This is a genomic window from Pikeienuella sp. (genome assembly GCF_046290545.1).
Classification (GTDB): domain Bacteria; phylum Pseudomonadota; class Alphaproteobacteria; order Rhodobacterales; family Rhodobacteraceae; genus Pikeienuella.
Window position 1 is genome coordinate 1 of record NZ_JBKAGV010000003.1, and the last position, 18,898, is coordinate 18,898.

An 18,898-nucleotide genomic window follows, 5' to 3' on the forward strand; every position below is an offset into this window, starting at 1 on the left:
CCAGGAATGCACGCCCGCAAAACCTCAGGGTCGTTCAGCGCAGACCAAACCGCCAAACGGTCAGCCGCGATCAATCTCGTGCCAGATAGCTGCATGGCGCGTCTCCTGTCCGCCCGTCGTGGGCGAAGCTAGACGAAGTGGAGCCCGCGGAACAAGGCGATTCCGGCCGGCGGCGCGCCGCCGGTCAGAAGATCGTGGCGAGGGTCTCGAATTTCGGCGGCTCGCGCAGCATGCCGCCGAGCGTTTCAAGGTCGCCGCGCTCCGCCCGCCAGGCGAGGTAGGACTGCTGGCTCTCGATCCGGTCCCAGATCTCGTAGACCGTGACCGTCTCCGTCTCCGGGTCGCCTGCGGCGCGGATCAGCTCCGCCCCGTCGCGCGCCGCGGTGTCGGGCAGGATGGCGGCCATCGTGGCGGCGAGGCCGGCATAGGTTCCGGGCTTCGCCTTCAGCGTGAGAACGACGGTGACGGACATGGGCGTTTCCTCCTTTTGTGGTTGTGGCGGCACGCTGGCCCGCATGGCGCGCGCCGTCAACCGCGCTCACCCCCCGATGACGTAGGGGGTGACTCCCCGCCGCGCGTGGTCGACGCTCAGCGCCTTCTCCAGCGGGGGGACGGAGCGCTGCACGCAATCGTCGCGCGGGCAGATGCGGCAGGAGACGCCGATAGGCTGGTAGGCCGCCTCGTTCGCGAGGTCGAGATCGTCGGCGTAGACAAGCGCCCCGGCATGGGCGACCTCGCAGCCGAGCCCGATCGCATAGCGCCGGACGGGGGCGCGGAAGCCGCCGCCGGGCTTCGTGACGTCCCGCGCGAGGCAGAGATAGCGAACCCCGTCCGGCGTCTCCGCCAGCTGCCGGATGAACCGCCCCGGCGTCTCGAAGGCCTGGTGGACGTTCCAGAGCGGGCAGGCGCCGCCATGCCGGGCGAATTGCAGCCGCGTCGCGGAATGGCGCTTGGTGATCGTCCCCGCCTGGTCGACGCGCACGAAGAAGAACGGCACGCCCTTCTCCCCCGGCCGCTGGAGGGTGGAGAGCCGGTGGCAGATCTGCTCCGCCGAGGCGCCGAAGCGCCGCGCCAGCGCCTCCACGTCATGCCTTTCCGCCGCCGCCGCCTCGAGGAAGCGGCGATAGGGGAGGAGCGCGGCGCCGGCGAAATAATTGGCGAGGCCGATCTTCGCGATCTCCCGCGCCTCCCGGCTCCGGAAGGCGCCAAGATCCAGCGCCGCCTCGATCGTCTCGCGCTGTTCGATCAGGGCGACCTGATGCGCCATCTGGAAGGCGCGGCTCGCCGGCTCCGCCGCGGCTGAGAGCATGAGGACCCGCCGCTCCGCGTCATAGGCGCGGAGCGCAGGCCCGCCCGGCCTCGCCTCGATTCCGTGGCGGGCGGAAAGCCAGGCGGCGAGCCGCGCCTCCGCCCCCTCCTCGAGCCGCGCCCGCTCCGCGAAGCGCTCCGCCGCCCGGTCCACCGGGTCGACGTAGTTGTCGCAGTAATGGAAGAAGTCGCGCACCTCCTCCCAGGGGCTCGGCGCCATCGCGAGCCCCGCCTCCCCGATCCGGTCGTCGAGCGCGGCGAGCCGCTCGTTCGCCGCCCGGTGCGCCCGGTGGAGCGCGAGAAAGGCGTGCGCGAGCCGCGGCGCGTTCGCCGCCAGAAGCTCGACATCGGCGAGCCCCGGCTTCGGCTCGAAGGCCGGGTCCGCCAGCGCTTCGCGGAGGTCCGCGACGAGCCGCGCCGTCTCGTCCGTCTCGAAGACGGCGAGATCGGCGCCGTAGGTCTCCGACAGCCCGATCAGCGCGGCGCGGGAGAGCGGGCGATGGTTCCGCTCCATCTGGTTGAGATAGGAGAGCGAGAGCCCGAGCCCCCTTGCGAAGGCGGTCTGCGTCAGGCCGAGGCGCTGCCTAAGTTCGCGGAGTTTCGGGCCGGCGTAGAGCGGTTTCATCTTCGCAGCTTCGCAAATTTTCTTCGCAACGCCTATGGCCTTTGCAGGGGCGGCGCAGCAAAACCGTCGCAAAACCGGCGCGACCGAGGGAGATTCGCATGGACGGGGTTCTTCAGGAGCTGGAGCGGCGGCGCGGCGCGGCCCGCCTCGGCGGCGGCGAGCGGCGCATCGTGGCGCAGCACGCCAAGGGCAAGCTGACGGCGCGGGAGCGGATCGAGCTCCTGCTCGACGAAGGCTCGTTCGAGGAATACGACATGTTCGTCTCCCACCGCTGCACGGATTTCGGCATGGAGGCCGAGCATATTCCGGGCGACGGCGTGGTGACGGGCTGGGGCACTGTGAACGGCCGGCTCGTCTATGTCTTCGCGCAGGATTTCTCCGTCTTCGGCGGCTCCGTCTCCGAAACGCAGGCGGCGAAGATCTGCAAGATCATGGACATGGCGGTGCGGAACGGCGCCCCTGTCGTCGGCCTGAACGATTCCGGCGGCGCCCGCATCCAGGAGGGGGTCAGCTCCCTCGCCGGCTATGGCGAGGTGTTCCAGCGCAACATCCTCGCCTCCGGCGTCGTGCCGCAGATCAGCGTCATCATGGGCCCCTGCGCCGGCGGCGCCGTCTATTCCCCCGCGATGACGGACTTCATCTTCATGGTGCGGGATTCATCCTACATGTTCGTCACCGGACCTGACGTGGTGAAGACCGTCACCAACGAGGTGGTGACGGCGGAGGAGCTTGGCGGCGCCTCGACCCATACCCGGAAATCCTCCGTCGCCGACGCCGCCTTCGAGAACGACGTTGAGGCGCTGGCCGAGGTTCGGCGGCTGATCGACTTCCTGCCGCTCTCGAACCGGGAGAAGCCGCCCGTCCGCCCCTTTTTCGACGACCCGGAGCGGATCGAGCAGAGCCTCGACACGCTCGTCCCCGCCAACCCGAACACGCCCTACGACATGAAGGAATTGATCCTGAAGGTCGCGGACGAGGGCGACTTCCTCGAAATCCAGGCCGATTTCGCGAAGAACATCATCACCGGCTTCATCCGGATCGAGGGGCGGACGGTTGGCGTCGTCGCCAACCAGCCGATGGTGCTGGCGGGCTGCCTCGACATCGATTCGAGCCGGAAGGCGGCGCGCTTCGTCCGGTTCTGCGACTGTTTCGAGATTCCGATCCTGACCTTCGTGGACGTGCCGGGTTTCCTCCCCGGTGTCGGGCAGGAATATGCCGGCGTCATCAAGCACGGCGCAAAGCTGCTCTACGCCTATGGCGAGGCGACGGTGCCGAAGGTGACGGTCATCACGCGGAAGGCTTATGGCGGGGCCTATGTCGTCATGGCCTCGAAGCATCTCAGGAGCGACGTGAACTACGCCTGGCCGACCGCCGAGGTCGCCGTCATGGGTGCGAAGGGGGCCGTGGAGATTCTCTACCGGAGCGAGCTTGGCGATGCGGAGAAGATCGCCGGCCGCGTGAAGGACTACGAGACCCGCTTCGCGAACCCGTTCGTGGCCGCGGAGAAGGGGTTTATCGACGAGGTGATACGCCCCCAGTCCACCCGCCGCCGCGTGGCGCGGGCGTTTGCGGCGCTCCGGTCGAAGCAGCTGAGCAACCCGTGGAAGAAGCACGACAACATCCCCCTGTGAGCTGAAGCCGCCCGCCACACCCCCCCCTGAAAGGCCCCGCCATGCCCGCGCCGAAGCTGAAGCTCCACCACATCAACGTCTGCACCCACGACGCCGCGGCCCTGCGGGACTGGTACCGCGACGTGCTGGGGATGACGCATGACACCTCCGTCACCCGCCACCGGATCGTGGCCGAGGACGCGCTTTACAAGGGCGGGGTCGAGGTGGTGCGGGACGAGGCGGGGGAAATCCACATCGCGGAGACGGACCCCCACCTCGCCGCCCGCGCCGGCCACAGCGTCAACCCGCTGCTGCGCGGCCACATCGCCTACCGGACGGACGATCTTGACGCCTTCAAGCGGCATCTGGAGGAGCAGGGGATTCCCTATGCCGATTACGGCCACGCCTTCAGCGGCGCCTGGCGGCAGATCTTCTTCCACGATCCGACCGGGCAGGTGATCGAGGTGCAGGAGACGAACGATGCGGAGTTCTGAGGGGCGGCGCCGGTGACCGGCCCGCTCTTTCACATGGTGGCCGACGGCCCGCGCCCGGTGGCGCCCTTCTCGCATGCCGTCGAGAGCGGCGGCTGGGTGCTCCTGACCGGGCAGATGCCGACCGACCCGGCGGCGCCCGACGCGCCCCTGCCGGAAGGGATCGCGGCGCAGACGGCCCGCGTGATGGAGAACCTGAAGCTGATCCTCGAAGGGCTGGGCCTCGGCCTCGCCCATGTTCTGCAATGCCGCTGCTACCTGACGGAATTCGAGCGGGACTTCGCGGCCTTCAACGAGGTCTATCAGGGCTATTTCCCGCCAGACCGCCGCCCGGCGCGAACGACGATCGGCGTCACGGCGCTCGCCGTGGGGGCGCTCGTCGAGATCGACATGGTGGCGCGGCGGCCGGAGGAAGTGTCGTGAACAAGCTCTTCAAGAATCAGGCCTTCACCATCTCCCACGCGGACTCCTCGGCCTTCGAGGGCGCCGGCCTCCGACCGTTTTTCGAATACCGCCAGCTCGGCATCCGGGAGGCGACCGGGGGCCGCTACGCCGCCCATGTCATCCGCGCCGTCCCCGGCATGGAGAGCCCCGCGACGTGGCACACCCACGATCTCGACTTCCAGATGGTCTATGTCCTGAAGGGCTGGGTCGTCTTCGAATACGAGGGGGAGGGGGAGCATGTGCTGCGCGCCGGCTCCGCCGTGCTCCAGCCGCCGGGCATCCGCCACCGGGAGGTGCGGCATTCCGACGATCTGGAGCTTATCGAGATCGTCTCGCCCGCCGAGTTCGACACGCATGAGGCGGAGGCGCCGTGAGGCGGCCCGCCTCCCCGCCCGGCCATCCCGGCCCCTACATGCCCAAGCACAAGGGCATGCCGGGCCGCTTTCCGGGCACGGACCATCAGTTCACCATCCGGCACGGCGGCAAGACCGTAACGCCGCTCGTCGCCCGGCCGCGCCGCGCGGACCGGAAGACGGCCGACCTCGAGGTGGACGCCTTCTTCCTCGCCTCGCTGATCGACCTCTACGGGGAAGAGCCCTTTCCGCGCGGCAATCTGGACGCCGGGCGCCTTTCCTGGCTCTTCGGGCGGGAGATCGTGCCGGCCGAGCGGGAGTTTGACCCGGAATCCTACGAGGCGATGCTGCGGATCGACATGGAGGCCGCCGCCCGCGCCTTTCCGGAGGCGATGCCGAAATGAGCGCCGGGAAGGTTATGGCGCGGAATAGAAAACGCTCCGCAACGTTATGTGATCGCGGGCGGCGGATTTCCGCCGCAATCGGCCATCACATGCATGGCGACGGATCTTGTCGCCTGAAGGAGGGTTTTCCATGCGTATCGCTCGTATCGTCGCCATCATCGCCGTCGCCGGCTCGCTCGCGGCCTGCGGGACCAATCCGGAGCGCCGGGCGCTCACCGGCGCCGGGCTCGGCGCCGCGGCGGGCACCGTGGGCGCCGCCGTCGTCGGCGGCGGGCTCCTCACCGGCGCGGCGGTCGGCGCCGCGGCGGGCGCCGTGGTCGGCGCCGTCTCCGACCCGCGGAAGATCAATCTGGACTGACACGACAAGAGAAGCGCCGGCGTCGCGGCCGCTGCGGGAAACCGCGGCGGCCGTTTTCGCGCGCGCGCAGAAGGGGGACGCATGTTCAAGAAGATCCTGATCGCCAACCGGGGCGAGATCGCCTGCCGCGTCATCAAGACGGCGCGGAAGATGGGCATCGCCACCGTCGCCGTCTATTCGGATGCGGACCGCGGCGCGCTCCATGTGCGCATGGCGGACGAGGCGGTGCATATCGGCCCGCCGCCGGCCAACCAGTCCTACATCGTGATCGAGAAGATCATGAAGGCGATCCGGGATACGGGCGCCGAGGCCGTGCATCCCGGCTACGGCTTCCTCTCCGAGAACCGGCTCTTCGCCGAGGCGCTGGAGAAGGAAGGCGTCGCCTTCATCGGCCCGCCCGCCTCCGCCATCGAGGCGATGGGCGACAAGATCACCTCGAAGAAGCTCGCCGCCGAGGCCGGCGTCTCCACCGTGCCCGGCCATATGGGCCTGATCGCGGATGCGGAGGAGGCGGCGAAGATCGCGGGCCAGATCGGCTATCCGGTGATGATCAAGGCCAGCGCCGGCGGCGGCGGCAAGGGCATGCGCATCGCCTGGAACGACGCGGAGGCGCGGGAGGGCTTCCAGTCCTCGAAGAACGAGGCGGCGGCGAGCTTCGGCGACGACCGCATCTTCATCGAGAAATTCGTCACCCAGCCCCGGCATATCGAGATCCAGGTGCTGGCCGACAAGCACGGGAACACGCTCTGGCTCAACGAGCGCGAATGTTCGATCCAGCGGCGGAACCAGAAGGTGATCGAGGAGGCGCCGAGCCCCTTCCTCGATCCGGAGACGCGCCGCGCGATGGGCGAGCAGGCCTGCGCCCTCGCCCGCGCCGTCAACTACTGCTCCGCCGGCACGGTGGAGTTCATCGTGGACGGGAGCCGCAACTTCTACTTCCTCGAGATGAACACCCGCCTCCAGGTGGAGCATCCCGTCACCGAACTCATCACCGGCATCGACCTCGTGGAGCAGATGATCCGCGTCGCGAACGGGGAGAAACTCGCCTTCGGGCAGGACGATGTCGGAATCAACGGCTGGGCGATGGAGAGCCGGCTCTATGCGGAGGACCCCTATCGCGGCTTCCTCCCCTCCATCGGCCGGCTCACCCGCTACCGCCCGCCGGCGGAACTTCCGGGCAAGGTGCGGAACGACACCGGCGTCTTCGAGGGCGGCGAGATCAGCATGTTCTACGACCCGATGATCGCGAAGCTCTGCACCTGGGGGGAGACGCGGGCGGCGGCGATCGAGGAGATGCGCGGCGCGCTCGACGCCTTCGAGGTGGAGGGGATCGGCCACAACCTCCCCTTCCTCTCCGCCGTGATGGACCATCCGAAATTCACCGCGGGCGAGATGACGACGGCCTTCATCGCGGAGGAATGGCCCGAAGGCTTCGAGGGCGTGACGCTCGACGAGGCGACGCTCCGAAAGGTCGCCGCCTCCGCGGCGGCGATGCACCGGGTGGCGGAAATCCGCCGCGCCCGCGTTTCGGGCCGGATGGACAACCACGAGCGGAAGGTGGGGCGGGACTGGGTGGTGACGGCGCAGGGCGCCCGCTTCGACCTCACCATAGACGCCGACCATGGCGGCGCCACCGTGACCTTCGCGGACGGCGCGGCGCACCGCGTCACTTCGGGCTGGACGCCGGGGCGCAGCCTCGCCCTCCTCGAGGTGGACGGCGCGCGGCTCGCGCTGAAGGTGGAGAAGATCACCTCCGGTTTCCGCATCCGCCACCGCGGCGCCGATCTCCGCGTCCATGTCCGCACCCCGCGGCAGGCCGAACTCGCCGCGCTGATGCCGGAGAAGGCGCCGGCGGACACGTCGAAGCTCCTGCTATGTCCGATGCCGGGCCTTGTCCGCTCCATCGCGGTCGCGGTCGGCGACGAAGTGCAGGAGGGGCAGGCGCTCTGCACCGTCGAGGCGATGAAGATGGAGAACGTGCTCCGCGCCGAACGGAAGGGCCGCGTGACGAAGATCAACGCCGCGCCGGGCGCCTCGATGGCGGTGGACGAGGTCATCATGGAGTTCGAGTGAGCCGCTTCGGCCGCTGACGGCCGCAACGGCGAAACCAACTGGGCCCTGACTACCCGCCCAGCCCGCGCCGCTCGTCCACCTCCTGCCGACGAAGCGGCGTGCGGTCGATCGCGCGGATCAGCGCGTCGGCCCGTGTCGTGTGTGGGCTGCGCTGGATCACCCGGCCGTCCTTGTCGATGAGCACGACCTGGAAGCCCCGCGGCCTCAGCTTGAGCCTGAGCGGGCCCTGCGCCGTGGGGTCGGTGTCCGACAGCACCACGACATCGCGCGCCGCCAGCCCCTCCGCCCGGCTCTCCAGGTCGCGCATCTGGTCCTGGAACCGCGGGTCGAGCGCGCTGTCAGCGAAGACGACGACGGGCCGCGCCGCCCAGAGATAGGCCGCAAGCGGATCTTCCTCCGCCGAGGCGGCTGCGAGGCCGGCGAGGAGGAGACAGGCGGCGAGGGCGGCGCGAAGCGGAACTATCTGCATGGGGCGAAAGTAGGCGCCCCGCGGCGGAAAGCGAGCGCCGAATGAGCAATGGCCGGATCGGACCGTCGCTGATCGCGGCCACCCGTTCCGCCCTTGTCACGGCGGGTGGTTGGTTCTTCCCCGTCTGTGCGCGAGGAAGGCTGCGAGGAACGGCGCGGCGCGCTGAGGATTTTCGATGTGCATCAGGCGCTGAAAGCCGGGTTCCGGCACAACGTCGCGATGTTCGCAGAGGGCGCGTCGGAACGGCCTCCGTAAATGGTCGGGACCCTGCTGGTGACGGGTGCGGCGTATTCGCCGTTCCCCCGATCACTCCCAGCGAGAGGGCGGCCCGGCGAACGGCTCAGATCACGCTCTCGGCCGCCGCGACGAGCCGCGCGACTCCTTCGCCGATCCGCTCTTCCGGGATCACGGAAAAGCCCATGCGAAAGAAGCGGCGCGGAGCGGCGCGGGCGCCGAAGAAGACGTCCCCCGGCTCGATCACCACGCCCCGCGCGAGCGCCGCGGCGGCGAGGCGGCGCGAGTCGAGCCCCTCCGGCCCCTCGATCCAGAGCCCGCCGCCGCCTTCGGCGCCCGAGACGCGCCAGCCTGGCGCCGCAGCGGCCAGAGCCGCCACGGCCGCGCTGCGTCGCGCGGCGAGGGCCCGGCGCATGCGGCCGAGAAGCATGTCATGGTGCCGCGCCGCCATGAAGAGCGCGGCGACGCGCTGGTTCATCCCCGGCGGATGGCGCAGCATGAGCCGCCGGAGCGCCCGCGCCTCCTCGATGAAGGGCCGCGCGCCGACGAGGAAGCCGAGCCTCAGCCCGGGCATCATGCTCTTGGAGAGGGAGCCCGCATAGAGCACGCGCCCCCGCCCGTCGAGCGCGCGGAGCGCGGGGCGCTGTGGGCCGGCGGCGCTCGCCTCCGGCTCGTAATCGTCCTCAAGGATCACGGCGTCCTCCTCCTCCGCGAGGGCGAGGAGGGCGCGGCGGCGTTCGAGGCTCATGGAGACAAGGGAAGGATGCTGGTGGCTCGGAGTGACGTAGATGAGCCGGGCGCCGCGAAGCCGCTCATCCACCTGCATCCCGTCTTCGTCCACCGGCTGCAGGATCGTTCGCGCGGCGCGGGCGCGGAAGAGCGCGCGCGCGTCCGGATAGCCCGGCTCCTCCATCGCCGCGACCGATCCGGCCGGGAGGAGGAGCGCGGCGGCGAGGAAGAGCGCGTTCTGCGCGCCGAGGGTGACAAGGATTTCGCCCGCGTCCGCCGCCACGCCCCTTCGCGGCAGGATGCGCCGGCGGATCTCCTCGATCAGCATCGGATCGTCTTCGGCGTAGCGATCCTCCGTCCATTCGTCGAGCCAGCGGCGGCCCATAGCGCGTCGCGTCGCGTCCCGCCATTCGGCGATGGGAAAGAGTTCCGGGTCGAACTGGCCGTAGATGAAAGGGAAGGGCGCCGCGCGCCAGCCTTCGGGCCGCGGCACCGCTTCGAAAGCGGCGGAGGGGCCGGCGAGCCGCCCGGCCCAGTCGATCCCCGGCCCCATGGGCGCGACGGGGGCGGCGGCGGCGGGACCGCGCCGGGCGATGAAATAGCCCGACCGCTCCCGCGCCTCCAGAACGCCCTGGTCAACGAGCGACTGGAAGGCGAGCGAGACCGTGTTGCGTGAGACGCCGAGCGCCTCGGCCAGGCGCCTCGTGGAAGGCGCGGGGTCTCCCGGCGCGAAGGCGCCGGAGGCGACGGCGCGCTCGAGGGCCGCGCGGATCTGCGCCTGCAACGCGCCGCCTTCGGCGCGGTCGATCGGGAACAGGAATTCGCGCACTGGCCCTTCCGGAATAAGGCGATCTGGCGCTATCGTAGCCCGAGCCGGGCGCGTTACTCTAGCCCGATAACCAAAATTCCGGAGCATCCGATGCACGACCTTCCGAACGGCCTCGCCGCGCGCCCGAACAGCCTTGAAGAGCATTGGCTGCCCTTCACCGGCAACCGCGACTTCAAGGAGAATCCGCGCCTCGTCGTCCAGTCCGAAGGAGTTTATTGCTGGGATCACAAGGGCGGAAAGCTGATCGACGGCTCCTCCGCGCTCTTCTGCTGCCCCGCCGGCCATGGCCGGGCCGAGATCGCCAAGGCGGTCTACGACCAGATGATGACGAACTCCTACACGCCGCATTTCCAGCTTGGCCATCCCGGCTCCTTCGAGCTTGCGAAGCGCGTCACCGCGCTGCTGCCGGAGGGGATGAACCACGTCTTCTTCGTCAATTCCGGCTCGGAGTCGATCGACACCGCGCTGAAGATGGTGATGGCCTATCACCGCGCGAACGGGCAGAGCCAGCGCATCCGCTTCGTGAGCCGGGAGCGCGCCTATCATGGCGTGAACATGGGCGGCGTCAGCCTCGCCGGCATGGTGCGGAACCGGGAGACCTTCCCGGTGACGATGCCGAACGTCGTCCACATGCGCCACACCTGGACGGGCAAGGACCTGTTCCATGACGGCCTGCCGCAGCATGACGGCGTGGAGCTCGCCAACGACCTCCAGCGGATGTGCGAGACCTATGGCGGGAACACCATCGCCGCCGTCTTCGTCGAGCCCGTCGCCGGCTCCACCGGCACCCTGGTGCCGCCCGCCGGCTATCTGGAGCGGCTTCGGGAGATCTGCGACCAGCACGGCATCCTCCTCGTCTTCGACGAGGTGATCACCGGGTTCGGCCGGCTTGGCGCGCCCTTCGCCTCCCAGCTCTTCAACGTGACGCCGGACATCTGCACGATGGCGAAGGCGCTCACCAACGGGTGCATCCCGATGGGCGCGGTCGCGGCGCAGGACAAGATCTACGAGACGATCACCAACGCCTCCCCGCTCAACGCCATCGAGTTCTTCCACGGCTACACCTACAGCGCGCATCCCGCGGCCTGCGCCGCCGGCATCGCCACGATGGAGATCTTCGAGCGGGAGGGGCTCTTCGAGAAGGCGGCGGACCTCGCCCCCTATTTCGCGGAGGCGGTGATGTCGCTCCGCGACCACGAGCTGGTGAAGGACATCCGCACGATCGGCCTCATGTCCGGCGTCGAGGTGCACCATGACGGCGCGCCTGGCCGCCGCGGCACGAAGATGCAGAAGGATCTCTTCTGGAACGGCTGCCATGTGAAGTTCACCGGCGATGTCGGCATCGTCGCGCCGATGTTCATCTCGACCCGGGCGAACATCGACGAGATCGTCGACAAGTTCCGCAAGACGATGGACCAGCAGCTCGCCTGACAAGGGCGCGCCCCGGCCTGGCCGGGGCGCCGCTCAGAACCGGGGGATCGGCGCGTCCGTCGTATCGGCGGCGCGCGTCTCGGCGAAGATGTCCTCGCCCTCTCTCCAGCGCGTCAGCGCGTCAGGCGCGGACCAGATGGCCGAGAGCGCGCCGGTCAGCTCCAGCGAGGCCGAGGAGAGGCCGGCGGAAGACAGGCGCGCGCCGATCTGGTCATAGAGGTTTTGCACGGCGCGGTGATGGGTGAGGACGGTCGGAACCGCGATCTCCGCCGCGGGGTCGTCCAGCGCGGCGCGGCAGGCGCCTTCGTCCACCGAATTCATGCCCCGGCAGGTCAGGGGCCGCGCCGCATGGACGCGGCAGAGCGAAGTCTCCCCATCGAGGAAGGGGCAGGGGAGGCGCGCCTGCATCCTGGCCGCGCCGCCCATTCCCGCCGTCCGCCCGGCATGGGCGATCACGCGCGCCTTGAGCGCTCCGCGCTCGGGTTCAGGCGTCGCCGTCTCGATGTGGGCTGCAAGGGCGAAGGCCTCCTGCGGCAGCACGCTCACCATCGAATGGCAGCAATGGGCGCAGCCGGCGCGGCAGGCGAGGGCGGGGCGGCTCTCGGGCCGCGCGCGCTCGACCTCTTCCGCCCGCCGGTCGAACGCCGCCCACGCGGCGGCGGCGAGCGCGGCTTCCGGCTCCGCCATCGCCTTATCTCTTCGCCGCGACGGGGCCGGGCCATGAGGCGGTGGCCCGCATGAGGAGATCCACCGCCGGCCGGTCGAGAAAGCCGTGGGGGGCGAGGCCGCGGGAGAGGCGGAAGTCGTGGATTGCGCTGCGCGCGGCCTCGTCCAGTGTTCCGTCCGCCTCGCCGACGGCGAAGCCGGCGCGGGCGAGGCGCATCTCGATCTCCGCCAGTTCCTCCGGCCCGTAGAAGAGCGCGGCCTCCGCCGCCGCGCGCGCGCCTTCGGTTCCGGGATCGAGCCGCGCAGTCATCGGCGCGCCGGCTGGCAGGGCCCCGGAGAGCGGCGCGGCGGTCAGCTCGTCATATTCCGCCTCGGTGAGCTCGCCTGTCGGCGGAAAGCCGGAGGCCGCCTGCCACGCCCGGATCGTTGCGCGCGCGGCCTCGTCGAACGCGCCCTCGCCGGGGCCCGGATCGAAGCCGCGGGCGCGTAGGCCGTCCCGCGCCGCCATGCGCTGGCCGGGAGAGAGGTTTAAACCGGTGGGCGCCGTCTCTGGCGCCGCCCCCGACTCGGAAGGCGGGGCGAGCGGCGCGGCGACGAGCGGCGCGGCCGGGCGCGGTCCCTCCGCCGCGGCGATCCGGTTATGGGCGAAGGCGGCGAAGTTCCCGGCCGGGTGCTTCGCAAGGAACGCGCGATAATCCTCCACACCGTTCAGTCGGGTCGCCATGCGCCAAGCCGCATATTCCTGTGCGTCGGCCAGCGCCTCACGGGCCGGGGCCGCGAGCGTCAACGCCATTGCGAGCGCAAGGGATAGCCGGATCATTTCGCCTCCTTTCTCCTCCGGATATGGGAGGGCGTTGCGCGGCGGGGAAGGCCGCGCCAGTTCAGGCCGAGGCTTCCGCCAGCGCGGCGACTAGGCCGAGCAGCGCCGCGCGCATCTCTTCGGGTTCGGCCGCCCCCTCGCGCCGGCTCAGCATCGTGGCGATGACGAGCCGGCCGTTGATCTCGACAAAGGCGCGAATGATCAGGTCTCCCGCGAAGGCGGGGCCGAACTCGCTCCGGTCCTCGGCCATGGCGATCAGCGCTTCGCCCTCGCGTTTGAGGGACAGGAGGGTCACATCCTCCGCTCCGCCGCCATAGCCGAGGCCCACCGCGCCGGCCTCCGTTGCGAGGAAGCGCTCCAGCGCGGCGAGGTCCATAGGTGTAGGGGCGCCGGAAATCGAGAGGCTTGGAACGCCGGGCGCTTCCGGCGCGCCGGGGCAGGCGGAGAAGAGGACAAAAGCGGAATCCCGCATCGTCTGCACGCCTTCGAGCGGGATGCAGAGCCCATCCGGCGCCCGCGCGCGGATGACGCGCCCGCCGGCGTCCACCTCCACCAGCCGCGGCGCGGCGGAGACGATCTGGACATAGCCCGGCGTAAGCGGGCGGGAGAGGCGCGCATAGTCGGTCCCGCCCGGCCCCGAGGGCGGCGCGCAGGCCGCAAGGAGCACGAGCGGCGCGAAGAGCCCGCTTCCCATCCTCCCGCGATAGCGCCGCAGCCGACCCATTGGCCGCGGAGAATAGCCGCGGCCCCCAGCCGCGCAAGCCGGCTTTTCCCACCGTGGCTGAGAGGGTAGCGGTGAGGCATGGAGCCCGCACTTTTCGCCTTCGCAGAACCCGCCCGCCCGCGCGCCGCGCCGTGGCGCGTTCTGGCGGGGCTCATCACCATCGGCCTCTTTCTCATCCTATCCGGAATTGCGCTCGGCTGGGTCGCATTCCGCGCCGGGCTCGCGCGGCCCGAGGGCGGGCTGGAGATGCTGGAGCGGCCGGAGGGCGCGATTTTCGCCCTTGCGACGTTCCTGCTGTGGTGGCCGGCGCTCTGGCTCTCGCTCCGGCTTTTTCACCGGCGGGGGATTGGCTCCGCGCTCGGGCCGGGCAAAGGGGCGGCGCGTCTCTTCGCGGCCGGGCTCGGCTGGGCCGCCCTCTTCGTCGTCATCACCACGGTGGCGGGAATCGCCCTTGCAGGCCCTCCGGACCTCGCAGCGCGGGGGCTTGGGGATTGGGCTCTCCTCGCGGCCGTCGCCCTGCCGCTGATCTTCGTGCAGACCGGGGCGGAGGAGGCGGTGTTCCGCGGCTACATCCTGCAGCAGATGGCGGCGCGGTACCGTTCCCCGCTCGCCTGGGCAGTGCTGCCCTCGCTGCTCTTCGGCGCGCTGCACTGGCACCCGGCGGCGCCCGGCGGCGGCTTCGCGATGATGGCGGCGACGGGGCTCGCCGGGCTCGTCTTTGCGCTGGCGGCGGCGCGGACCGGCAGCATTTATGCCGCCTGGGGCGCGCATTTCGGGGTGAATTGCGGCGCGATCCTCCTTGTCGGCGCGCCGGGCTGGCTTTCGGGCCTCGCGGCCTTCCACTGGGACGGGGCGGCGCTCGGCGCGCTCATGGCGGTCGATCTTGCCGGGATCGGCGCGGCGCTCCTCATCATCCTCGGCGTCAGCCGATGGCGTCGAGCCGGGCGAGGGCGGCGCTGAGCTTCGCCGCCTCGGCCGCAGCGGCCTCAAGCCTCTCGCGCTGCTCCTCCACGACCTCCTCCGGCGCGGCGGCCAGGAATTTCTCGTTGGAGAGCTTGGCCTTCAGCCCGCCTATCTCCTTCTCCGCCTTCTGCGCGGCCTTCGAGAGCCGGGCCCGCTCCGCCGCCACGTCGATCACCCCGGCGAGCGGCAGGGCGAGCACGGCGCCGGGGAGCGCGATGGTCGCCGCGCCCGCCGCCGGGCCGTCCGCCATCCCCTCGATCCGCGCAAGGCGGGCGATGAGGGCGGCGTTGGCGTCGAGCCGCGCGCGGGCCGCCGGCTCCGCCTCCAGCACATGGAGAGGGAGCTTCGCACCCGGGTTCACGCCCATCTCGGAGCGGACGGAGCGGATTTCCTCGATCAGCCGGATGGTCCAGTCGATCTCCGCCGCCGCGGCCTCGTCGATCAGTTCGGCGCCATAGGCCGGCCAGTCGCCATGGACGAGCGGCTTCGCCCGCTCGCCCCAGAGCGCCTCCGTCACGAAGGGCGTGATCGGGTGGAGCATGAGGAGGATCTGGTCGAGCGCCCAGCCCATCGCCGCCCGCGTCTCCGCCGCCGCCGCGCCGCCCCCGGCGAAGAGGGGCTTGGAGAATTCCACATACCAGTCGCAGAAGATGCGCCACGTATGGGCGTGGAGGGCGTTCGCGGCGTCGTTGAAGCGCAGTTCGGTCAGCGCCCTGTCCACCGCCATCCGCGTCTTCGCCGTCTCGCCCACGATCCAGCGGTTGAGGGGGAGGAGCGGCGCGGCGGGGTCGAAGGCGTCGCCGCCCTTTGCGCCGTTCATCTCCGCGAAGCGCGCGGCGTTCCAGAGCTTTGTGACGAAGTTCCGCCCCGCCTCCACCGCCTGCTCGCCAAGCCTGAGCTGCCGCCGCCCCTGCGCCTCCTGGGAGGCGAGCGTGAAGCGCACCGCGTCCGCGCCATAGCGGTCGATCAGGTCCAAGGGGTCGATCACGTTGCCGACCGACTTGGACATCTTCTTGCCCTTGGCGTCGGTCACGATGGAGTTGATGTAGACGGTGTGGAACGGAACCTCCCCGAGGAATTCCAGCCCCATCATCATCATCCGCGCGACCCAGAAGAAGATGATGTCGTTGCCGGTGACGAGCACGTCCGTCTTGTAATAGCGGGCGAGTTCAGGGGTTTCCTCCGGCCAGCCGAGCGTCGAGAAGGGCCAGAGCGCGGAGGAGAACCAGGTGTCGAGGACGTCGGGATCGCGGGTGAGCGGCTTGCCTCCGGCCTTCTCCGAGGCCTCTGCCTCGGTCATCGCGCAATACATCTCGCCGTTGGCGTCATACCAAACCGGAATCTGGTGCCCCCACCACAACTGTCGGGAAATGCACCAGGGCTCGATATTCTCCATCCAGTGGAAGTAGGTCTTTTCCCAAGCCTCCGGCGCAAACCGCGTCCGCCCGTCCTTCACCGCCTCGGTCGCCGCCTTCGCCAGCGCAGCCGCGTCCACGAACCACTGGTCCGTCAGCATCGGCTCGATGACCACCTTCGAGCGGTCGCCGAAGGGCTGCATGATCTTCTTCTTCTCGACGAGGGGGATCGGGTTCCCTTCCTCGTCCGCCATCATGACGGCCAGCCCCTCCTCCGTGATCGCGGCGACGACGCGCTTGCGCGCCTCGAAGCGGTCCAGCCCGCGATATTCGTCCGGCACGAGGTTGATCGCGTCGATCTCCGCCTCGGTGAAGGCCGCGCCCTCGACGAAGCGCTGCGCCTTGGCCGCCTCCTCCGCATAGGGCGCGCCGTCCGCCCTCAAGGCGGCTTTCGTGTCCATCAGCCTGTAGCAGGGGATGCCGTTCCGCTTCGCGACGCCGTAATCGTTGAAGTCATGCGCGCCGGTGATCTTCACCGCGCCTGAGCCGAAGGTCGGGTCCGGATACTCGTCCGTGATGATCGGGATGAGGCGCCGGTGTTCCTTCGGGCCGACCGGAATCTCGCAGAGCTTGCCGACGATGGGCGCATAGCGTTCATCCGAGGGATGCACCGCCACTGCGCCGTCGCCCAGCATCGTCTCGGGCCGGGTTGTGGCGATGGAGATGTAGTCGCGGGTTTCGCGCAGGGTCACGTTGCCCTCGGCGTCCTTCTCCACGTATTCATAGGTCTCCCCGCCGGCGAGGGGATACTTGAAGTGCCACATGTGGCCGTCGACCTCGATGTTCTCCACCTCGAGGTCGGAAATCGCCGTCTCGAATTTCGGGTCCCAGTTCACGAGGCGCTTGCCGCGATAGATCAGGCCCTTCTCGTAGAGCGTGACGAAGACTTTCAGGACCGCCGCCGAAAGCCCCTCGTCCATCGTGAAGCGCTCGCGCGACCAGTCGCAGGAGGCGCCGAGGCGCTTCAGCTGGCCGACGATGGTTCCGCCCGATTGCGCCTTCCACTCCCAGACCTTCGCGGCGAAGTCCTCGCGCGTGAAATCCGTCCGGCGCTGGTTGGTCTTCGCCAGTTCGCGCTCCACCACCATCTGCGTCGCGATGCCCGCATGGTCGAGCCCCGGCTGCCAGAGCACGTCGAAGCCCTGCATCCGCTTCCAGCGGATCAGCACGTCCTGCAGCGTGTTGTTGAGCGCGTGGCCGATATGGAGCGAGCCCGTCACGTTCGGCGGCGGGATGACGATGCAGAAGCTCTCCGCCCCCGGCCTCGCGTTGGCGCCGGCGGCGAAGGCGTTCGCCTCCTCCCACATGGCCGCGATGCGCGGCTCCGCCTCGGCGGGGTCGAAGGTCTTCGGCAGCGTCTCTACGGTCATGGCGGCGTCCGGCTCGGGCGATCAGGGTCGCCCGGTCCTTAGCGCGGCGCGGCGCAGAGGGAAAGAACCGCCCCGAAGAAGCCCGTCAGAACGGGATGGCCTCGCCGCTGTAGAAGCGGAAGGCGCCCGTCGTGGAGAGGTTCAGCTCGTCGAACCGGGCGAGGAGGCCGGCCGCGCTCTCCCCCGCCGAGATGTCGGCCCCGGAGCCGCCCATGTCGGTCCGCACCCAGCCCGGGTGATAGGCGGCGACCGCGATCCCCTCCGCCTCCAGCTCCTTCGAGAGGCAGACGGCGAGGTTCGTCGCCGCCGCCTTCGAGGCGCGGTAGATGTAGGCGGAGCCCTTGGCGCGTTCGGTCGAGCCCATCTGCGAGGAGATGACGGCGACCTTGCCTTTCGCGCGGCGGAGCGCGGGCAGGCAGGCGCGGACGGTCATGAAAACGCCGGTGACGTTGACTGCGAAGGTCTCCGCGAAGGCTGCCGCGTCCATCGACGGGTCCTCTACGCCTCCGCGCCCCTTGAGCACGCCGGCGTTGCAGACGAGCAGGTCGAGCGCCCGGCCTTCGAGCCGCCCGGCAAGCGCCGAAAGGTCGCCGGCCTCCGTCACGTCGAGGCGGACGGGCTCCAGCCCCTCGCCTTCCGGAGCGCCGGCGCGGGCGCAGGCGATCACCCGGTCGCCCCGCGCGGCGAATTGGCGCGCCATTTCGAGGCCGACGCCGCGGTTCGAGCCTGTCACGAGAACGAGCGCCATCGAAATCCCCCTTTTGTCGCCTTCACGCGGTCTCTTCGCCGCGCCGGAGGCCCGGCGCAAGCCCCAAAGTCGGCCTTGCAGCCGCAGGTTGCGGCTGAAAACCGCTCGCGAAGTCGATTTCGCGGTTTTCTTGGCCGAAATCTTCACTAATAAGGGGTCGCGGCCGCGACGCGAAGATGAGCCGCGCGAACGAAGGCAGGAGAACCGATATGGAAAAGAAGTCCGACGTCGTGGCCGCCGTGGCGGCCGGTGCGGGCCTGACGCAGGCCCAGGCCGCGGCTGCGATCGAAGCCTATTCCGCCGCTGCGCTCGGCGCGCTGAAGGCCGGAGGCTCCGCGGTCCTTCCCGGGCTCGGCAAGTTCACCGCCGCGCACAAGGCCGCGCGCGAGGGCCGCAACCCCCGCACGGGGGAGACGATGACCTTCGCTGCGAAGACAAGCGTGAAGTTCAAGCCGGCCAAGGCGGCGACTGACGCCGTCAACTGACCGCTCCGGGCGGCCGCGCGGCCGCCCGCTCGCGGGTGTAGCTCAATGGTAGAGCCGCAGCCTTCCAAGCTGAAGATGAGGGTTCGATTCCCTTCACCCGCTCCACGCCTTCGCCGCGAGTTGCGGCGCTGAAACGTCCGGTGCGCCCGCCCCTGTTTTCCCTGTTGCCTCGGCATCGTTTATCCCCTATTGCGCCGCCCGGAACGAAGGGCGCGCCGCGCGCGCGAAGGCAAGTCAGGGACCTGACAAGATGGCGAAAGCGAAGTTCGAGCGGACGAAGCCGCATTGCAACATCGGGACGATCGGTCACGTTGATCACGGGAAGACGTCTCTGACGGCGGCGATCACG

20 protein-coding genes and 1 tRNA gene are annotated in these 18,898 nt (G+C 69.9%); 12 read left to right on the forward strand and 9 right to left on the reverse strand.

From position 1 onward, the window contains the following. Positions 1-184 precede the first annotated feature (184 nt). Both ACE37J_RS00760 and ACE37J_RS00765 read right to left on the reverse strand, forming a co-directional pair. Positions 185-472 (reverse strand): putative quinol monooxygenase, encoded by a 288-nt coding sequence (locus ACE37J_RS00760; RefSeq protein WP_409705498.1) that lies wholly within the window; start codon positions 470-472, stop codon positions 185-187. A 66-nt stretch (positions 473-538) separates the two neighbouring features. Further along, complete coding sequence (locus ACE37J_RS00765; RefSeq protein ID WP_409705501.1) at positions 539-1,933, reverse strand: short-chain fatty acyl-CoA regulator family protein; 1,395 nt, start codon at positions 1,931-1,933, stop codon at positions 539-541. Between the two features lie 98 nt (positions 1,934-2,031). Between ACE37J_RS00765 and ACE37J_RS00770 the strand changes: the two genes are divergently transcribed. From ACE37J_RS00770 to ACE37J_RS00800, 7 genes are all read left to right on the forward strand, one after another. Next, positions 2,032-3,564, forward strand: a complete 1,533-nt coding sequence (locus ACE37J_RS00770; protein ID WP_409705504.1) for an acyl-CoA carboxylase subunit beta — start codon at positions 2,032-2,034, stop codon at positions 3,562-3,564. A 41-nt stretch (positions 3,565-3,605) separates the two neighbouring features. Beyond that, positions 3,606-4,037, forward strand: coding sequence for a VOC family protein (locus ACE37J_RS00775; protein WP_409705507.1), 432 nt, complete (start codon positions 3,606-3,608; stop codon positions 4,035-4,037). A gap of 12 nt (positions 4,038-4,049) precedes the next feature. Beyond that, entirely contained in the window at positions 4,050-4,457 is a 408-nt protein-coding gene (locus ACE37J_RS00780) for a RidA family protein (RefSeq protein WP_409705510.1), read from the forward strand. Beyond that, complete coding sequence (locus ACE37J_RS00785; RefSeq protein ID WP_409705513.1) at positions 4,454-4,852, forward strand: cupin domain-containing protein; 399 nt, start codon at positions 4,454-4,456, stop codon at positions 4,850-4,852. The genes ACE37J_RS00780 and ACE37J_RS00785 overlap by 4 nt, the downstream gene beginning before the upstream one ends. A 38-nt stretch (positions 4,853-4,890) precedes the next feature. Then, the gene (locus ACE37J_RS00790; protein WP_409705551.1) at positions 4,891-5,235 is read left to right on the forward strand and encodes a hypothetical protein; all 345 of its coding nucleotides are present in this window, start codon (positions 4,891-4,893) and stop codon (positions 5,233-5,235) included. Between the two features lie 130 nt (positions 5,236-5,365). Next, positions 5,366-5,593, forward strand: coding sequence for a hypothetical protein (locus tag ACE37J_RS00795; protein ID WP_409705515.1), 228 nt, complete (start codon positions 5,366-5,368; stop codon positions 5,591-5,593). Positions 5,594-5,674: 81 nt separating this feature from the next. Further along, entirely contained in the window at positions 5,675-7,666 is a 1,992-nt protein-coding gene (locus tag ACE37J_RS00800) for an acetyl-CoA carboxylase biotin carboxylase subunit (protein ID WP_409705518.1), read from the forward strand. Positions 7,667-7,715: 49 nt separating this feature from the next. Here the strand turns inward: ACE37J_RS00800 and ACE37J_RS00805 are convergent, their stop codons facing one another. Both ACE37J_RS00805 and ACE37J_RS00810 read right to left on the reverse strand, forming a co-directional pair. Further along, positions 7,716-8,135, reverse strand: a complete 420-nt coding sequence (locus ACE37J_RS00805) for a DUF4174 domain-containing protein (RefSeq protein WP_409705521.1) — start codon at positions 8,133-8,135, stop codon at positions 7,716-7,718. A gap of 340 nt (positions 8,136-8,475) precedes the next feature. Further along, entirely contained in the window at positions 8,476-9,927 is a 1,452-nt protein-coding gene (locus tag ACE37J_RS00810) for a PLP-dependent aminotransferase family protein (protein WP_409705524.1), read from the reverse strand. A gap of 90 nt (positions 9,928-10,017) precedes the next feature. Here ACE37J_RS00810 and ACE37J_RS00815 point away from each other — a divergent pair, with 90 nt between their 5' ends. Next, positions 10,018-11,358, forward strand: a complete 1,341-nt coding sequence (locus ACE37J_RS00815; protein ID WP_409705527.1) for an aspartate aminotransferase family protein — start codon at positions 10,018-10,020, stop codon at positions 11,356-11,358. A gap of 33 nt (positions 11,359-11,391) precedes the next feature. On the opposite strand, the gene ACE37J_RS00820 is transcribed toward ACE37J_RS00815, so the two are convergent. The 3 genes from ACE37J_RS00820 to ACE37J_RS00830 form a co-directional block, all read right to left on the reverse strand. Beyond that, positions 11,392-12,045: a YkgJ family cysteine cluster protein gene (locus tag ACE37J_RS00820; protein ID WP_409705530.1), complete on the reverse strand. Its 654-nt coding sequence runs from the start codon at positions 12,043-12,045 to the stop codon at positions 11,392-11,394. Between the two features lie 4 nt (positions 12,046-12,049). Continuing rightward, positions 12,050-12,844: a peptidoglycan-binding domain-containing protein gene (locus ACE37J_RS00825; RefSeq protein ID WP_409705533.1), complete on the reverse strand. Its 795-nt coding sequence runs from the start codon at positions 12,842-12,844 to the stop codon at positions 12,050-12,052. Positions 12,845-12,905: 61 nt separating this feature from the next. After that, on the reverse strand, positions 12,906-13,538 hold the full coding sequence (locus ACE37J_RS00830) for a hypothetical protein (RefSeq protein ID WP_409705536.1): 633 nt from the start codon (positions 13,536-13,538) through the stop codon (positions 12,906-12,908). A gap of 108 nt (positions 13,539-13,646) precedes the next feature. Here ACE37J_RS00830 and ACE37J_RS00835 point away from each other — a divergent pair, with 108 nt between their 5' ends. Continuing rightward, positions 13,647-14,528, forward strand: coding sequence for a CPBP family intramembrane glutamic endopeptidase (locus ACE37J_RS00835; protein WP_409705539.1), 882 nt, complete (start codon positions 13,647-13,649; stop codon positions 14,526-14,528). On the opposite strand, the gene ACE37J_RS00840 is transcribed toward ACE37J_RS00835, so the two are convergent. Both ACE37J_RS00840 and ACE37J_RS00845 read right to left on the reverse strand, forming a co-directional pair. After that, the gene (locus tag ACE37J_RS00840) at positions 14,491-17,316 is read right to left on the reverse strand and encodes a valine--tRNA ligase (RefSeq protein ID WP_409705542.1); all 2,826 of its coding nucleotides are present in this window, start codon (positions 17,314-17,316) and stop codon (positions 14,491-14,493) included. The two genes, ACE37J_RS00835 and ACE37J_RS00840, sit on opposite strands and share 38 nt — an antisense overlap. An 85-nt stretch (positions 17,317-17,401) precedes the next feature. Continuing rightward, positions 17,402-18,064: an SDR family oxidoreductase gene (locus ACE37J_RS00845; protein ID WP_409705545.1), complete on the reverse strand. Its 663-nt coding sequence runs from the start codon at positions 18,062-18,064 to the stop codon at positions 17,402-17,404. Positions 18,065-18,273: 209 nt separating this feature from the next. Between ACE37J_RS00845 and ACE37J_RS00850 the strand changes: the two genes are divergently transcribed. The 3 genes from ACE37J_RS00850 to ACE37J_RS00860 form a co-directional block, all read left to right on the forward strand. After that, positions 18,274-18,549 (forward strand): HU family DNA-binding protein, encoded by a 276-nt coding sequence (locus ACE37J_RS00850; RefSeq protein ID WP_409705548.1) that lies wholly within the window; start codon positions 18,274-18,276, stop codon positions 18,547-18,549. A 31-nt stretch (positions 18,550-18,580) separates the two neighbouring features. Next, positions 18,581-18,654, forward strand: a tRNA-Gly gene (locus ACE37J_RS00855). Between the two features lie 145 nt (positions 18,655-18,799). Continuing rightward, positions 18,800-18,898: GTP-binding protein (locus ACE37J_RS00860; protein ID WP_133258032.1), on the forward strand; the 99-nt coding region annotated here is incomplete at its 3' end.

Excerpts from the sequence above, each read along its gene's own strand:
- ACE37J_RS00835 (WP_409705539.1), top strand. The coding sequence starts at position 13,647 with ATGGAGCCCGCACTTTTCGCCTTCGCAGAACCCGCCCGCCCGCGCGCC.
- ACE37J_RS00775 (WP_409705507.1), top strand. The coding sequence starts at position 3,606 with ATGCCCGCGCCGAAGCTGAAGCTCCACCACATCAACGTCTGCACCCAC.
- ACE37J_RS00815 (WP_409705527.1), top strand. The coding sequence starts at position 10,018 with ATGCACGACCTTCCGAACGGCCTCGCCGCGCGCCCGAACAGCCTTGAA.
- ACE37J_RS00820 (WP_409705530.1), bottom strand. The coding sequence starts at position 12,045 with ATGGCGGAGCCGGAAGCCGCGCTCGCCGCCGCCGCGTGGGCGGCGTTC.
- ACE37J_RS00805 (WP_409705521.1), bottom strand. The coding sequence starts at position 8,135 with ATGCAGATAGTTCCGCTTCGCGCCGCCCTCGCCGCCTGTCTCCTCCTC.
- ACE37J_RS00850 (WP_409705548.1), top strand. The coding sequence starts at position 18,274 with ATGGAAAAGAAGTCCGACGTCGTGGCCGCCGTGGCGGCCGGTGCGGGC.
- ACE37J_RS00770 (WP_409705504.1), top strand. The coding sequence starts at position 2,032 with ATGGACGGGGTTCTTCAGGAGCTGGAGCGGCGGCGCGGCGCGGCCCGC.
- ACE37J_RS00790 (WP_409705551.1), top strand. The coding sequence starts at position 4,891 with ATGCCCAAGCACAAGGGCATGCCGGGCCGCTTTCCGGGCACGGACCAT.
- ACE37J_RS00760 (WP_409705498.1), bottom strand. The coding sequence starts at position 472 with ATGTCCGTCACCGTCGTTCTCACGCTGAAGGCGAAGCCCGGAACCTAT.
- ACE37J_RS00800 (WP_409705518.1), top strand. The coding sequence starts at position 5,675 with ATGTTCAAGAAGATCCTGATCGCCAACCGGGGCGAGATCGCCTGCCGC.
- ACE37J_RS00840 (WP_409705542.1), bottom strand. The coding sequence starts at position 17,316 with ATGACCGTAGAGACGCTGCCGAAGACCTTCGACCCCGCCGAGGCGGAG.
- ACE37J_RS00795 (WP_409705515.1), top strand. The coding sequence starts at position 5,366 with ATGCGTATCGCTCGTATCGTCGCCATCATCGCCGTCGCCGGCTCGCTC.
- ACE37J_RS00765 (WP_409705501.1), bottom strand. The coding sequence starts at position 1,933 with ATGAAACCGCTCTACGCCGGCCCGAAACTCCGCGAACTTAGGCAGCGC.
- ACE37J_RS00825 (WP_409705533.1), bottom strand. The coding sequence starts at position 12,844 with ATGATCCGGCTATCCCTTGCGCTCGCAATGGCGTTGACGCTCGCGGCC.
- ACE37J_RS00845 (WP_409705545.1), bottom strand. The coding sequence starts at position 18,064 with ATGGCGCTCGTTCTCGTGACAGGCTCGAACCGCGGCGTCGGCCTCGAA.
- ACE37J_RS00830 (WP_409705536.1), bottom strand. The coding sequence starts at position 13,538 with ATGGGAAGCGGGCTCTTCGCGCCGCTCGTGCTCCTTGCGGCCTGCGCG.